This window comes from Spongiactinospora gelatinilytica, from assembly GCF_003236385.1.
In the GTDB taxonomy this organism is placed as follows: Bacteria; Actinomycetota; Actinomycetes; order Streptosporangiales; family Streptosporangiaceae; genus Spongiactinospora; species Spongiactinospora gelatinilytica.
In genome coordinates this window covers 1-499 of sequence record NZ_POUA01000835.1, presented here as the reverse complement: position 1 = coordinate 499, position 499 = coordinate 1, and the positions used below count along the sequence as shown (strand labels likewise).

The 499-nt window shown below is 67.5% G+C and carries 1 protein-coding gene; it reads right to left on the bottom strand.

The window, feature by feature from the left end; all coding sequences use genetic code 11:
* Window positions 1-443: hypothetical protein (locus C1I98_RS39645; protein ID WP_146607960.1), on the bottom strand; the 443-nt coding region annotated here is incomplete at its 3' end.
* Window positions 444-499 lie beyond the last annotated feature (56 nt).

Genomic DNA, 499 nt, shown 5'->3' with positions numbered 1-499 from the left:
GGTGGTAGGTCGCTCGGCAGGACGAAGGCGGGGCTGGTGACACAGATCTCTCCGGGCGCGATCTGCCTGGAGCCGCTGCGGGCGACGAACGGCACGGTCAGGTCGCCGTTCTCCGCGTAGATCGGCTTCCATCCCTGCGGGTTCAGCACCGGTCCGCCGGCGGCGTAGTAGAGCCTCACGTCGCCGGACGCGGGGCATCCGTCCCTCAAGCTCTTGCCGCGCACGTAGATGCGGTTGAGCCTCCCCTGCAAGATGGGGTGTCGAATCCCGAGGTCGGGTCCGTTGTAGCTGGACTCCAGCAGATCGAAGTCGAGGACGTCGCTGCCGAAGGGGATGATGTCGGGGGACTGCCACCAGGGAGGGTCCGTGGGGGTCTGTCCCCGGTCCGGGAAGTTGTCCCTGGCCAGGATGTCGTTCCAGCCGGCGTTCTGCTCAACGGTCATGATTCCTCGCTCTTGGCCGTCTTCGCCCCGGCGGCGGTGGCCGGGTCGGATGGTGA